Here is a 13,099-nt window from a genome sequence, read left to right on the forward strand (position 1 = left end):
GGGCGTGATCCTTAGTTCCTCCCTGAGCGGGTTCGAGATGACGACCTCGAGCGCGTTCTCGATGCCGATGAGGTTCGGCAGCAGGTAGGCGCCACCCCAGCCGGGGATGATGCCGAGGAACACCTCGGGCAGCGCGACGGCCGCCGCGGAGGCGTCGACCGTGCGGTAGGTCGAGTTGAGCGCGATCTCGAGGCCGCCGCCGAGGGCGAGGCCGTTGACGAACGCGAACGAGGGCACACCCAGCTCGGAGAGCGAGCCGATCACCTGGTGGCCGCGCTGCGCGATGAGGCGGGCGACGTCCTTCGAGGGCAGCTTCGCGACGTCGGACAGATCGGCGCCGGCGGCGAGGATGTACTGCTTGCCGGTGATCGCCACGGCGTGGATCTCGCCCGCCGCCGCGCGACGCTTGAGCGTCGCGAGGGTCTCGCCGAGCTCGGCGAGGGTCGCCGGGCCCAGCGTGTTGGGACGCGTGTGGTCACGGCCGTTGTCGAGCGTGACCAGCGCGAGCACGTTGCCCGAGGGCAGGCGCACGTCGCGGACGGGGGAGTGGGTGATGACCTCGTCGCCCGTGAGGGCGTCGAGAGGGCTGAAGTCGATCGAGCTGTAGTCGGTCACTTGCGCTTCTTCTTTCCGTCGAAGAACGGGTTCTCCCAGATGACCGAGCCGCCCTGGCCGAGGCCCACGCACATGGCGGTGAGGCCGTAGCGCACGTCGGGACGCTCGGCGAACTGCGCCGCGAGCTGGATCATGAGACGCACACCGGATGCCGCGAGCGGGTGGCCCAGGGCGATCGCGCCGCCCCACGGGTTGACGCGCGGGTCGTCGTCGGCGATGCCGAAGTGATCCAGCAGCGAGATGACCTGGATCGCGAACGCCTCGTTGAGCTCGAAGAGCCCGATGTCGTCGATCGTGAGTCCGGCCTTCTTCAGCGCCTTCTCGGTCGAGGGGATCGGACCGATGCCCATGATCTCGGGCTCGACGCCGGCGAAGGCGAACGACACCATGCGCATCTTGGGGGCGAGACCGAACTCCTTCACCGCGTCGGCACCGGCGAGGAGGCTGATGGTCGCCCCGTCGGTGAGCGGCGACGAGGTGCCCGCGGTCACGCGCCCGTGCGGCCGGAAGGGGGTCTTGAGGGTCGCGAGACCCTCGACCGTGGTCTCGGGGCGACGGCCCTCGTCCTCGGTCGCGAGACCCCAGGCGCCCTCGGCGTCCTTGACGGCGACCGGGACCAGGTCGGGCTGGATCTTGCCGGCCTCGTACGCGGCCTGCACCTTGTGCTGGCTCGCGGCGCCGAAGCGGTCGGCGCGCTCCTTCGTCAGGTGGGGGAACCGGTCGTGGATGCGCTCGGCGGTGACGCCCATGTTCAGCGCGCCCGGGTCGACGAGCTTCTCGGCCACGAAGCGGGGGTTGGGGTCGACGTTGCCACCGATGGGGTGACGACCCATGTGCTCGACACCGCCCGCAAGGGCGAGGTCGTACATGCCGACGCCGATCGAGGCGCCCATCGTCGTCACGCTCGTCATGGCGCCGGCGCACATGCGCTCGATCGCCAGACCCGGCACCGTCATCGGCAGACCCGCGAGGATCGCCGCGGTGCGGCCCAGGGTCAGGCCCTGGTCACCCGTCTGCGACGTCGCGGCGATCGCCACGTCGTCGATCCGGTCCTTCGGCACGTCGCCGTTGCGCTCCATCAACCCGATGATCGCCTTGACGACCAGGTCGTCGGCGCGGGTGTTCCAGTACATGCCCTTCTCGCCGGCGCGCCCGAAGGGGGTGCGCATTCCGTCGACGAAGAAGACATCCGTCATCTCGGCCACTCTGCCTCCATAGTTTGGGATCACCCCAGCCTAGGAAGCCGGATTCCCCGTGGGGAATCGGTTGTCCGAACCTACGAACCCGCGGCGGAGACGTCGTCGGCGTCGTTGAGGGAAGCTACAAAGCTATCCGCGATCACCTGTGCAGTCTGGTCAATCTGCCAGGCCCGCGCACCGAGGTCGGAAAGCGCAGCCCCAATGGTCTCGACGGTCACCTCGGCGGGCGGGGCCCATGCCACGCGACGCAGCATCTCCGGGGTCAGCAGGTTCTCCGTCGGCATGTTCAGTTCCTCGGCTCGCGCTTCGACAGCCGGACGAGCGGCCTTCAACCGACGATCGGCCTCGGGGTTGCGATCGATCCACGCGCGCGGCGGAGGCAACGTGTCACTGGGGACACGGTCCGGCGGGAGCTCCGTGACCTCCCGGCCGGCGACGATCGCATTCCACCAGCGATCCAGTTGCGTGCGGCTGGCGCGACCGTTGAACTCCTTGACCACGGCCAGCGCCTGCTTGCTCGCCGGGTCGGCCAGCACCGCCGCGATGAGCGCTCGATCGGGCACGAGACGCCCCGGGGCGACATCTTGCTCGCGGGCATACTCCTCGCGTGCCTGCCAGAGCGCGCGGGCGACGGCGAGGGCTCGACGACCCCGCACGGTGTGCAGCCCGCTCATGCGTCGCCAGGGGTCTTCACGCGCCGGCTTCGGCAGACGCTCGAGGACAGCCTGGAACTCCTGGCGGGCGAACTCGGTCTTCTGCTGCTCCTCGAGCTCGGCGACCAGAACATCACGGACATCGATCAGGTGCTCGACGTCGAGGGCGGCGTACTCGAGCCAGGATGCCGGCAGGGGGCGCGTCGACCAGTCCGCGGCCGAGTGGGCCTTGGCCAGCGTGATGCCGAGCGTGTGCTCGACGACCGCACCGAGACCGACGCGCTCATGACCGAGAAGCCGCGCGCCGAGCTCGGTGTCGAAGATGCGCGGGGGCTCGAGACCCCGCTCACGCAAAGACGGAAGGTCCTGACTCGCGGCATGGAACACCCACTCGACGTCGGCGAGCGCGGTCTGCAACGCCGTGAAGTCCTCGATCGTCGAAGGGTCGAAGAGGAAGACGCCGGCTTCGCGCCGGAACACCTGGATGAGGTAGGCCCGCTGGGAGTATCGGAATCCCGACGCCCGCTCGACGTCGACCGCGACGGGGCCTGTGCCCCCTGCGAGACGATCGGATGCCTCCGCCAGACCGGCGGCATCCTCGATGACCACATACTCAACCACGGGTGGGCCTCCGGGCTCCGAAGACGGCGACGCCCTCCGACCCCGGGGGGAGGCCGGCGAGCATGCATACGAGTTCCGCCCACGCGTCGAGATGGGGACGGATGGGACCACGCGGCGACCACGACGCGCGAAGTTCGATCTGCGACCCTTCGCCCTGGGACGCGAGCGCCCCGAAGCCGGTCGAGAGGGTCTTGGTGGCGGTGCCCGACTCCGAGTGGCGTTCGGCTCCGCGGGAGTCGAGCGCGTCGATGAGCCAGGACCACGCCACGTGGGCGAGCAGGGGGTCGATGCCGATCTCCGGCTCGAGGGGCGCCTGCGCGAAGCAGACCACACGCCACGGCCCGCCCCAGGCATCGGGTTCGTCGGGGTCGTGGAGCAGGATGAAGCGTCCCGTTCCAAACGGTGAGTCCGTCGAGTGCTCCTCGGGTCGCACGTCCCCGGCCAACGCGAGGGAATGCGGCGCGAGCCCCGCGGGGGAGGGGATCTCACGCACGACGAAATCCTCGCGGAACGTCGCGGCGCGCACCTCCTCGATCGCCCGGGCGAAGGGGGTCGACGCCTCGGGGGAGCCCAGGTCAGTCACGGCCACAGACTAGAGTGAGGCCTCGATGAACGCTCCCAGGCGCGCCGCGCGGTCCCGCCCCTCGAAAGGAAAGGCCTCGATCGCACGCGTCGGGCTCTCCGCGCTGGTCGTGGCCACGGCGGCGAGCGCCACCGCAGTGAGCGCCGTCTCGCTGCGCATGGCGCGCACGGTCGTGACGCCCGCGGGTCGTGTGGCGAACACGCGAATCGTGTCCCTGGATGCCTCCGCCCAGACGATCACTCTGGAGCGCACCGCAGACACCGCCCTGCCCGGCCGCTATGGAATCTTCACCACGGGCACGTCCGACTACCTCCGTCTGGGATCGGTCGTGGCGGACGACGGGAAGACGGTCACGCGCAAGCTCCTCACGCACGTGCCGGCCGATGGCAGCCTCGCCGCCGAAGCGGCTTTCAGCGGGTGGTATTTCGACGAGCCGGAGCAACTCCGACTCCCGGTGCTGTCGGTACAGATCGAGACACCCGTGGGCCTGTGTCCCGCGTGGGAGTTCCCCGCGGACGGCGATTCCGGCGTCTGGGTGGTCCAGGTGCACGGCCGTGGGACCACGCGAGCCGAGACGCTCCGCGCGGTCCCCCTGTTCCGTGCCCTCGGCATCACCTCACTCGCGGTGTCGTACCGCAACGATGGAGAGGCGCCGCGAAGCGCCAGCGGCACCTACACCCTCGGCGCGACGGAGTGGCGCGACGTCGAGTCCGCCATCGAGTACGCCCTGCACCGCGGGGCGCGCCGCATCCTCCTCATGGGGTGGTCGATGGGCGGGGCGATGTGCCTGCAGACCGAGGCTCTGTCGGCGCATCGAGACGTCATCGCCGGGCTCATCCTGGAGTCACCCGTCGTCGATTGGCGAACGGTCCTGCGCTACCAGAGTCGGCTCCTCAAGCTTCCCGCCCCGGTGCTGAGCCTCACCGAACGCATCCTCGACTCGCGGTGGGGAGCCCGCCTCGTGCGCGGCGGCGACGCGATCCCTCTCGACCGCCTCGACCGGGTCGCCCATGCGGCCGAGCTCCGGCATCCCGTGCTCATCCTGCACAGCGACGACGACGGCTTCGTCCCGAGCGACGCCTCGCACGCACTGGCGGCCGCCCGCCCCGATCTCGTCACCCTCGAGACGTTCGAGGTGGCACGGCACACCAAGCTCTGGAACTACGACGAGACGCGTTTCACGAGGGTGATCCAGGACTGGGTGCGGCAGCAGGGACTCGCCGACGGCGAGTGACCGGATGCCGTGCCTCAGGCCCCGTGCTTGGCGCGCACCTGGCGCTTGGCCCGCATCAGCATGCCCGTCATGCCCGCGATCCGGAGGGGGCTGACGGCACGGGTGAGGCCGATGCTCTGCGGAAAGTCGTCGGGGACGGCGAGGACCTCCTCGGCGCTCAGCCCTGTGAGGCCCTGAGCCAGGATGCTCGCGAAGCCGCGGGTGGTCGGTGCCTCCGCGGGGGCGGTGGCGTGCATCGCCACGCGATCCGAGTCATCGACGGTGACGATGATGAACACCGGCGACTGGCACTCGACCACGCGCTCCTGCAGTTCCGGGTGGTCGGCGTACTCGGCCGGCACGGCGGGGAGCTCCTGGGAGAACTCGAGCAGCAGCTGCAACCGATCGGGCTCGTCGAGCTCGAGGAACTCGTCGCGAATCTCAGCCAGACGGGCGGGGAGGGTGTTCTCGGACATCTTCGTCATCTTCCCATGCCCGCGCCGCACCGGCTCAGCGGGAGGGAACCTCGCCCGGCTCCGCACCGGAGACGATCGGCACCCGCACCGCGCTGCCCCACTCGGTCCACGAGCCGTCGTAGTTGCGCACGTCATCGAAGCCGAGCAGGTGCTTCAACACGAACCACGTGTGGCTCGAGCGCTCGCCGATGCGGCAATACGCCACGATCTTGTCCCCGTCGTTCAGACCGGCACCGTCGCGGTAGACGGCATCCAGTTCCGCGCGCGACTTGAACCCGCCGTCCTCCGCGACCGCCTTCCCCCACGGCACGCTCTGGGCGCTCGGGATGTGGCCGGCGCGCAGGGCTCCCTCTTCGGGGTAGGCGGGGGCGGTGGTGCGCTCACCGGAGTACTCCTCGGGGGAACGGACATCGATGAGGGGGTTGCCGAGGTGGGCGAGCACGTCGTCCTTGTAGGCGCGCAGCAGAGAGTCGTCCCGCTCGACGACCGGATAGTCGGTGGGCTCGACGACCGTCTTGTCGGTGGTGACCGGCCGTCCCTCCGCGATCCACTTGTCACGCCCGCCGTCGAGGAGGCGCACGTCTTCGTGCCCGAACAGCGAGAACACCCAGAGGGCGTAGGCGGCCCACCAGTTGTTCTTGTCGCCGTAGATGACGACCGTGTCGTCGCGCGCGATGCCCTTGCCGCTCAGCAGCTTCGCAAAGCCCTCTCCGTCGACGTAGTCGCGGACGACCGGGTCGTTCAGCTCCGTGTGCCAGTCGACCTTCACGGCTCCTGGAATGTGGCCGGTCTCGTAGAGAAGAACGTCCTCGTCGGATTCGACGACGACCAACCCCGGCTGACCGAGGCGCTGCTCGAGCCACTCGCCGGTGACGAGGCGTCCGGGCTCGGCGTAGTCGGCGAACTTGGGGGAGCTGGTGTCGAACTCGACGGTCACGAGAATCTCCTCGGTCGGGGCGATGGATACGGCGGCATAGGGTGGACACCGCACCATCGACCCTAGATCCGCGGCATGGGGCACGCACCCCTCCCGTAAGACTTGGACACAGGACGGCCATGACCTCCACTCCCGCAACGACCGGCCTCATCCACCTCACCGAGCGCGAGCCCGCGGTCACCGGTGCCGAGATGGTGAACGCTCTCGTCCCGCCGCCCCAGTTCGACGGCGCGACGTTCGAGTCGTACCGCGCGGATGACGCGTATCCCTCCCAACAGGAGGCGAAAGAGCTCCTGCAGGCGTTCGCCGGGAAGCAGGCGGGTCCGGCGAAGAAGGGCGGATTCTTCCGCCGCGCCGAGAAGGTCGCCCCGGTCAAGCCCGGCGTCTACCTCGACGGCGGGTTCGGCGTCGGAAAGACGCACCTGCTCGCGTCGATCTATCACGCGATGCCCGCTCGCCGGAAGTACTTCGGGTCGTTCATCGAGTACACCGCGCTCGTGGGCGTCCTCGGGTACGCCAAGGCCGTGGAGCTGTTCCGCGGCAGCGATCTGCTCTGCATCGACGAGTTCGAGCTCGACGACCCGGGCGACACCATGGTCATGACGCGCCTGCTGGGTGAGCTCGTGGCATCCGGAACGCGGTTGGCGGCGACGTCGAACACGCCTCCGAACGCCCTGGGTGAGGGACGCTTCGCCGCTCAGGACTTCCTGCGCGAGATCCAGTCGATGTCCGACAGCTTCCGCACCATCCGCATCGACGGCACCGACTTCCGCCAGCGGGCCATCGACGGCGAGGCGAAGGTGCTCGGCGACGACGAGTATCGACGGGCGATGGATGCCGCAGCCGCGGCGGGCGTGGCATCCGATGACGCGTTCTCCGACCTCGTCGGACACCTCGCGCGGGTGCATCCCTCGCGTTTCATCCGTCTCATCGACGGCGTCGACACGATCGGGCTCCGCGACGTGCAGGTCCTGCACGATCAGTCGGCGGCGCTGCGTCTGGTCGCCTTCATCGACCGCGCCTACGACGCGCAGATCCCGATCCGCGCCACCGGCGTCCCCCTCAACACGGTCTTCGGCGACGAGATGCTCGCGGGCGGGTACCGCAAGAAGTACTTGCGCGCCACGTCGCGGCTCGTGGCGCTCACACACTCCTGATCCAGCGCGCTCATGAGTGGTTCTCTGCCACCCGAAACGCGATGTTTACGTGAGGCCGAACGCTGTAACGTGCCCGTAACACCTCTCGAACGGAGATGGAAACCGGGGCTGGGAACACTGGGGGGACCCGACGCTACACCTGCGTCCCTGCAGAGAGGTTTCCTCCGAGATGGATCAAGGCAACACCGCATTCATCCTGCTAGCAGCCGCCCTCGTGCTGCTCATGACGCCAGGACTCGCATTCTTCTACGGCGGTCTCGTCAAGGCCAAGAGCGTCATCAGCATGATGATGATGAGCTTCGGCGCCATGGGCCTGATCGGCGTGCTGTGGGTGCTTTACGGCTACGCGATCGCCTTCCCCGCGACCGACGCCGGCGTCACCCAGTTCCCGTGGATGATCGACTGGAACGAGTTCGGTCTCTCCAGCGTCCTCACCGCCGGTGAGGGCGCCGCGTACCCGCCGCTCGCCTTCGTCGCCTTCCAGGCCACCTTCGCCATCATCACCGTCGCCCTGGTCTCGGGTGCCATCGCCGACCGCGCCAAGTTCGGCTCGTGGATGATCTTCGCCCTCATCTGGTCGACGGTCGTCTACTTCCCTGTCGCCAGCTGGGTCTTCAACTTCGGCCTCGCGGAGGACGGCTCGTTCTCGTACGGCGGCTGGATCACCCACGGCCTCCAGGACGTGTTCGGCGTCGGCGCGATCGACTTCGCCGGTGGAACCGCGGTGCACATCAACGCCGGTGCCGCAGCCCTCGCTCTCGCGCTCGTGCTCGGCAAGCGCGTCGGCTTCCAGAAGGGCGCTCACGTCCCTCACAACCCGCCGTTCGTGCTCCTGGGCGCCGGCCTGCTGTGGTTCGGCTGGTTCGGCTTCAACGCGGGCTCCGAGCTCGCGGCCGACAACACCGCCGCTCTGGCCTTCGTCAACACGATCGCCGCTCCCGCCGCAGCTCTGCTCTCGTGGCTGATCGTCGAGAAGATCAAGGACGGCAAGCCCACCTCGGTCGGTGCCGCTTCGGGTGCCGTCGCCGGTCTCGTCGCGATCACCCCGGCGTGCGCCGCCCTGACGCCGATCTGGGCGATCGTTCTCGGCCTCGTCGCGGGCGCCGTCTGCGCCCTGGCGATCGAGCTCAAGTTCAAGCTCGGCTTCGACGACTCGCTCGACGTGGTCGGCATCCACCTCGTCGGTGGTCTGCTCGGAACGCTGTACCTGGGCATCTTCGCCAACACCAGCGGCCTGATCTACAGCGGCTCGTTCAACCAGCTGATCGTCCAGGCGATCGCCGCCCTCGCCGTGCTGGTCTATTCCTTCGTGCTCGCCTTCATCATCGGCTTCGCGATCGAGAAGACCATCGGCTTCCGCGTCAAGAACGAGGACGAGATCGCCGGCATCGACACCGTGGTTCACGGTGAAGAGGGCTACGTGCTCACCGACGCCCGCGCCTGACCTTCTCCACCCCGGACGGGGCGTCGCCGATTCGTCGGTGACGCCCCGTCTTTCGTTCCCGCGAAGGGCCGGATCGGCAGGAGGAGAGACCGCCCGTGGGTTCCGGTCGACGCACGGCATCCGGAATCCGGACGAGTGGATGCCTAGGGTGGGGGAATGGGAACCACCTCTCGTCTCGTGTCGGCGTTTCTCGGGATGTTCCGCTCGACGGCACCCACTCGGACTGGCTCTGCGCCCGTACGACCCTCCACGGCCCCCACCGGTACCCAGACGGTCGAGATCGACCCTCCGCGCCGTCTCACGCTCTCGTACGCCCCTCAGCGCGACAACGCACCGGACGGGGGCGAGATCGTCTGGACGTGGGTGCCCTACGAGGAGCGTGACGGACGCGGCAAGGACCGCCCCGTCCTCGTCATCGGACGAGCGGATGCCGCCCGCTCGTACGCCGTACGCCTGACCAGCAAGCCGCACGACGGCGACCGGCAGTATCTGTCGCTCGGCACGGGGGAGTGGGACCCGCAACGGCGCCCTTCGTGGGTCGACATCGAGCAGGTCTACGTCGTGCACGACAAGGGCATGCGCCGGGAGGCGGCGGCCCTCGATCGCCGCCGCTTCGACGTGGTCGCGGCGGCGCTGAGCGCACGGTACGGGTGGAAGCGCGGCTGAGAAGCGCTGCCAAGATGGATGCATGAGCACCATCTCGCCCATCATCATCGACAGCGCATCGGCCGATCGGATGTGGCAGGACTACGCAGCCGCCCGCCCCGACGCCGTCGCCGCATGCCCCGAGTACACCGTCGAGCACTTCGGCGACAGCGAGAGACTCGCCGACGAGCTGCTCGCCTGCGTGCTCGAGGGGGAGAAGCGCGCCACCTCGTCGCTCGTCGCGGAGTACATCGCCGAGGGGCAGCAGCTGCCGCGGATCGGATCGCACTGGATCGCCTGCGACGGCCGCGGAACGCCCCGAGCGATCCTGCGGACGACCGAGATGCGTCTCGGCGTCTTCGAGAGCGCGAATGCCCGTTTCGCCTTCGACGAGGGTGAGGACGACCGTTCCCTCGAAAGCTGGCGCGTCGAGCACCGACGCTATTGGACCCGCATCTCCGCGACTCTCGGGCGCGAGTGGTCCGAAGACGACGAGATCGTCTTCGAGCGTTTCTCGGTGGCGTGGCCGCCGGAGCACGCGGACCACGGGAGCTGACCGGCGCCACCCGGGCGAGAGAACGAAGAAGCCCCCGGCGGAACCGGGGGCTTCTGTGGTGGGCGATACCAGACTCGAACTGATGACCTCTTCCGTGTGAAGGAAGCGCGCTACCAACTGCGCCAATCGCCCTCGTCCCGAACGGGACTCATCGATCGTACCGGATGCCACGACGTGCTCCGAACCACGAGGGCGAGACACACCCGGGGCGCGTCCGGTTTTGCACCCTCGCTCAGATCGGGTAATGTCTTACGAGTGCTCGGGGCAAGCCCCGGGAACGAAATGCGGATGTAGCGCAGTGGTAGCGCATCACCTTGCCAAGGTGAGGGTCGCGAGTTCGAATCTCGTCATCCGCTCGAGTGAAGGGATCATCGTCAGGGAAACCGACGAAAGATCACGACACGTGGGTCGAACCACACACGGTGGCGTGGCCGAGCGGCTAGGCACCGGCCTGCAAAGCCGTTTACACGGGTTCGAATCCCGTCGCCACCTCGCTTCACAACTGAACAGCCTGTACAGGCGCGATTGGCGCAGCGGTAGCGCGCTTCCCTGACACGGAAGAGGTCACTGGTTCGATCCCAGTATCGCGCACCGAATGAAACCCCCGGCGGAGCCGGGGGTTTTCTCGTTTCCACGGCACCGCCGCACGCTCCCGACTCGGGCATGTCGGGGGGTCGTGGCATCCTTCTTCTATGGACGATCTTCAGGATTCGCCCCCGCGTCGATCGCGGGAGCGGCTCGAGCAGTGGGTGCAGGAGTTCAAGGATCAGGGGCACATCGTCAGCGGTTCGATCCGTGTGGCCCAGCAGGAAGACGCAGACAGCCAAGACACGGGCCTCGTGGTCATGAACCTTCGGAACGCGAAGGCCGCGATCTACATGCAGCCGCGCGGATACGACGAGCCGGTGTGGGAAGCGACTCTCACGGGGCGCCCCGATGATCTGACGCTGTCCATCCACGACATGGCATCGCTCGCGGCGGAACTCGTCATCGCCGGCAACCTCTGCTCGTTCCTGCAGTGGAAGTCGCTCGAGTGGGACCGCGCGAGCGGTACCCGCGGGTGACCTCAGCCGCGAGGGCGCGGCGGGGCGGGCAAGATCTCTCCGACGGAGTCGTCCGACGCATCGTGTGAACAACCACGAAGACCGCAAGCCCCCGCACGCTGCGGGCCCGAACGCTTAGCGTGAAGCCATGACCGTCTCCGACACGCACTGGCGAGAGATCGCCGCGTCGCCGTTCGTCTCGCTCGGAACCTTCCGTCGCAACGGGGCCGAGGTCGCCGTTCCCGTGTGGATCGCCCGCGACGGCGACGAGCTCGTCGTGACGAGCGAACGCAAGACGGGCAAGGTCAAGCGGCTGCGAAACGACTCTCGCGTGACCCTTCGTCCGTGCAGCCGCATGGGCGCGGTCGATCCGGATGCGATCACCGTCGTCGCACAGGGACGAGTCGCGGGCGCCGCCACCGACGATGCCCGGGCCGATATGGCCCTGCGACGGAAGTACGGTCTGCAATACCGTGCCATCCTCGGTTTCGAGGCCCTCGTGCGCAAGATCCAACGGCGCCCCGGCGACCGCGTGATCCTGCGCATCTCGCGCCAGGGCTGACGGCGCGTCACGCACCGCCCCGGGAAAGGCCGCTGAGCGCGACAGGGTGGACCGCAACCGCAATTCTCCGCAAGGGGGTTTGCTGTCGCGGCGGACTCGCGGAAGGTTGCTGGGAGAGCGGCTGGCACCCCCGGCATCCGCGTCCGACTTCTTCTCGCCAGAAGATGCGCGGAATGCCGAGGTGCCGGTGAGGAGGTGTCGAATGGGACGGTTCATCTACGACGGAAACACGAAGATGGAGTTCGAGGATCGGCTCCTGGCGCACTTGCAGGCGGTCATCATGGCCAAGGTGCGAAGGGGAGAGAGCTTCCCGTTCACGTGGAAGGACGACATCAGCACGGGAGGAGGGCGGACCACCGTCTACATCCACCCGCACGTCTCGCTGGTCTTCAAGTATCACGGGAGTCGGACTCCGCAGTTGAGCGCTCCGTGGCTGCACGCCCTGACGTACAACGCCAACTCCGGGCGCGGGTTGTACGTCATCCCGGAGCCGGAGGAGTTCACCCCGCGCGAGAGCATGCAGCGCGAAGAGATGGTCTTCCGCGAGGTCCCGAACGACCAGATGACCACCGAATCTCACTCGTGAGCGGGGAATAGCGCCGCCCGACTGCGGGGTTGTCGACCTCATGAGCGACTGGACAGAGACCAAGCCCTTCTTCGAGACCACGGCGGTCGCCCACCTGGCGACGCTCATGCGGGACGGCGCTCCCCAATCGACCCCGATCTGGGTGGACGTGGACGACGAGCGACTGGTCTTCTTCACGGAGGTCGACACGCTGAAGGACCGCAACCTCCGCCGGGATCCTCGCGTCGCGATCTCGGTGACCGGAGCGGACAGCCCCTACGCGATGGCCTTCGTCCGTGGTGAGGCTGTCGGTCGACTGGAAGGGGATGCCGCTCTGCCCTACGTCGACCGCATCTCTCAGGTATACGAGGGACGCCCCTACGGTATGCGCGAGGGTCTGGCGGTGTGGTTCATCGAGCCGCGCAAAGCGTGGTCTCGCACCTACGAAGACTGACGCTCACAGGGCGAGCGGCAACACCCCGAGGATCAGAATGAGGGGCGCGATCACGGCGCCCAGCACGATGAAACGCCCCCATTTGACCTCGACGCCCGCCGCGGTCAGACGGTCGTGCCACAGAAGCGTGGCAAGGGATGCCCAGGGCGTGACGATCGGTCCGGCGTTGACCCCGATGAGCAGGGCCGCCAGTCGAGCAGGGGAGCCCGCGACGGACTCGAGCGCCAGGTACGCCGGGAGATTGTTGATGCCGTTCGCCGCCAGTGCCCCGACCCCAGCCACCTGCCAGAGAGAGACGAGGTCGTCACCCGTGCCCGCCAGCACCGAGGTGACGCGTCCGATCCCCAGCGCCTCCAGCGCCCCCACGGCGAGGAAC

16 protein-coding genes and 4 tRNA genes are annotated in these 13,099 nt (G+C 68.3%); 12 read left to right on the forward strand and 8 right to left on the reverse strand.

What is annotated here, in order from left to right; all coding sequences use genetic code 11:
* The 4 genes from NS220_RS17060 to NS220_RS17075 form a co-directional block, all read right to left on the reverse strand.
* The coding region (locus NS220_RS17060; protein WP_193755407.1) for an enoyl-CoA hydratase/isomerase family protein at positions 1 to 615 on the reverse strand (615 nt) is incomplete at its 3' end.
* Positions 612 to 1,820 (reverse strand): thiolase family protein, encoded by a 1,209-nt coding sequence (locus NS220_RS17065; RefSeq protein WP_058625199.1) that lies wholly within the window; start codon positions 1,818 to 1,820, stop codon positions 612 to 614. The genes NS220_RS17060 and NS220_RS17065, both read right to left, overlap by 4 nt.
* A 71-nt stretch (positions 1,821 to 1,891) precedes the next feature.
* Positions 1,892 to 3,088: a ribonuclease D gene (locus NS220_RS17070; protein WP_058625200.1), complete on the reverse strand. Its 1,197-nt coding sequence runs from the start codon at positions 3,086 to 3,088 to the stop codon at positions 1,892 to 1,894.
* Entirely contained in the window at positions 3,081 to 3,677 is a 597-nt protein-coding gene (locus tag NS220_RS17075) for a DUF3000 domain-containing protein (RefSeq protein WP_081323246.1), read from the reverse strand. The genes NS220_RS17070 and NS220_RS17075 overlap by 8 nt, the downstream gene beginning before the upstream one ends.
* A 19-nt stretch (positions 3,678 to 3,696) precedes the next feature.
* On the opposite strand from NS220_RS17075, the gene NS220_RS17080 reads away from it, so the two are divergent.
* A complete protein-coding gene (locus NS220_RS17080; RefSeq protein ID WP_058625201.1) occupies positions 3,697 to 4,905 on the forward strand; it encodes an alpha/beta hydrolase family protein in 1,209 nt (402 codons plus the stop codon).
* A gap of 14 nt (positions 4,906 to 4,919) precedes the next feature.
* On the opposite strand, the gene NS220_RS17085 is transcribed toward NS220_RS17080, so the two are convergent.
* Both NS220_RS17085 and NS220_RS17090 read right to left on the reverse strand, forming a co-directional pair.
* Positions 4,920 to 5,360 carry a SufE family protein gene (locus NS220_RS17085; protein WP_058625202.1) on the reverse strand — a complete coding sequence of 147 codons (441 nt, stop codon included), beginning with the start codon at positions 5,358 to 5,360 and terminating at the stop codon, positions 4,920 to 4,922.
* A gap of 34 nt (positions 5,361 to 5,394) precedes the next feature.
* Entirely contained in the window at positions 5,395 to 6,297 is a 903-nt protein-coding gene (locus tag NS220_RS17090; protein WP_058625203.1) for a sulfurtransferase, read from the reverse strand.
* 119 nt (positions 6,298 to 6,416) lie between these two features.
* On the opposite strand from NS220_RS17090, the gene zapE reads away from it, so the two are divergent.
* The 4 genes from zapE (at position 6,417) to NS220_RS17110 (ending at position 10,099) form a co-directional block, all read left to right on the forward strand.
* A complete protein-coding gene (gene zapE, locus NS220_RS17095; protein WP_058625204.1) occupies positions 6,417 to 7,454 on the forward strand; it encodes a cell division protein ZapE in 1,038 nt (345 codons plus the stop codon).
* 169 nt (positions 7,455 to 7,623) lie between these two features.
* On the forward strand, positions 7,624 to 8,898 hold the full coding sequence (locus NS220_RS17100) for an ammonium transporter (RefSeq protein WP_058625205.1): 1,275 nt from the start codon (positions 7,624 to 7,626) through the stop codon (positions 8,896 to 8,898).
* Between the two features lie 156 nt (positions 8,899 to 9,054).
* The gene (locus NS220_RS17105) at positions 9,055 to 9,564 is read left to right on the forward strand and encodes a type II toxin-antitoxin system PemK/MazF family toxin (RefSeq protein WP_081323247.1); all 510 of its coding nucleotides are present in this window, start codon (positions 9,055 to 9,057) and stop codon (positions 9,562 to 9,564) included.
* Between the two features lie 22 nt (positions 9,565 to 9,586).
* A complete protein-coding gene (locus tag NS220_RS17110) occupies positions 9,587 to 10,099 on the forward strand; it encodes an ASCH domain-containing protein (protein ID WP_058625206.1) in 513 nt (170 codons plus the stop codon).
* A gap of 56 nt (positions 10,100 to 10,155) precedes the next feature.
* On the opposite strand, the gene NS220_RS17115 is transcribed toward NS220_RS17110, so the two are convergent.
* A tRNA-Val gene (locus tag NS220_RS17115) sits at positions 10,156 to 10,231 on the reverse strand.
* Positions 10,232 to 10,383: 152 nt separating this feature from the next.
* Between NS220_RS17115 and NS220_RS17120 the strand changes: the two genes are divergently transcribed.
* The 7 genes from NS220_RS17120 to NS220_RS17150 all read left to right on the forward strand — a co-directional run bounded on the left by NS220_RS17120 (position 10,384) and on the right by NS220_RS17150 (position 12,723).
* A tRNA-Gly gene (locus tag NS220_RS17120) sits at positions 10,384 to 10,455 on the forward strand.
* Between the two features lie 65 nt (positions 10,456 to 10,520).
* Positions 10,521 to 10,591 (forward strand) — tRNA-Cys (locus tag NS220_RS17125).
* A gap of 27 nt (positions 10,592 to 10,618) precedes the next feature.
* Positions 10,619 to 10,690: transfer RNA gene (locus NS220_RS17130), tRNA-Val, on the forward strand.
* A 101-nt stretch (positions 10,691 to 10,791) separates the two neighbouring features.
* Entirely contained in the window at positions 10,792 to 11,163 is a 372-nt protein-coding gene (locus NS220_RS17135; RefSeq protein WP_058625207.1) for a hypothetical protein, read from the forward strand.
* A 127-nt stretch (positions 11,164 to 11,290) separates the two neighbouring features.
* The gene (locus NS220_RS17140; protein WP_058625208.1) at positions 11,291 to 11,704 is read left to right on the forward strand and encodes a PPOX class F420-dependent oxidoreductase; all 414 of its coding nucleotides are present in this window, start codon (positions 11,291 to 11,293) and stop codon (positions 11,702 to 11,704) included.
* A gap of 202 nt (positions 11,705 to 11,906) precedes the next feature.
* Positions 11,907 to 12,290: a DUF7882 family protein gene (locus NS220_RS17145; RefSeq protein WP_058625209.1), complete on the forward strand. Its 384-nt coding sequence runs from the start codon at positions 11,907 to 11,909 to the stop codon at positions 12,288 to 12,290.
* A 40-nt stretch (positions 12,291 to 12,330) separates the two neighbouring features.
* Positions 12,331 to 12,723 (forward strand): TIGR03618 family F420-dependent PPOX class oxidoreductase, encoded by a 393-nt coding sequence (locus NS220_RS17150; protein ID WP_058625210.1) that lies wholly within the window; start codon positions 12,331 to 12,333, stop codon positions 12,721 to 12,723.
* A 3-nt stretch (positions 12,724 to 12,726) separates the two neighbouring features.
* On the opposite strand, the gene NS220_RS17155 is transcribed toward NS220_RS17150, so the two are convergent.
* A partial coding sequence (locus tag NS220_RS17155; protein ID WP_275934686.1) for an ArsB/NhaD family transporter occupies positions 12,727 to 13,099 on the reverse strand: 373 nt, incomplete at its 5' end.

This window comes from Microbacterium testaceum (genome assembly GCF_001476655.1).
GTDB classification, from domain to species: domain Bacteria; phylum Actinomycetota; class Actinomycetes; order Actinomycetales; family Microbacteriaceae; genus Microbacterium; species Microbacterium testaceum_C.